This window comes from Peribacillus sp. SIMBA_075, from assembly GCF_046534585.1.
On sequence record NZ_JAWRYN010001481.1, the window covers coordinates 1 to 240 of the forward strand.

The 240-nt window shown below is 41.2% G+C and carries 1 pseudogene; it reads left to right on the forward strand.

From position 1 onward, the window contains the following. Positions 1-14 precede the first annotated feature (14 nt). Positions 15-240, forward strand: a pseudogene (gene cotE, locus SB775_RS33320) (outer spore coat protein CotE); the annotation flags it as partial.

Consider the following 240-nt stretch of genomic DNA (forward strand, 5'->3'; position numbering starts at 1 on the left):
GGAGGCATGCCGGAATGTCTGAATACAGAGAGATTATTACAAAAGCGGTGGTTGCAAAAGGGAGGAAATTCACCCAAAGCACACACACCATTTCTCCATCGCAAAAACCAACCAGCATCCTAGGTGGTTGGATCATTAATCATAAGTATGATGCTGAAAAGGTCGGTAAAACTGTTGAGATTGAAGGAACATTTGATATTAACGTGTGGTATTCATATGCTGACAACACGAAAACAGAAG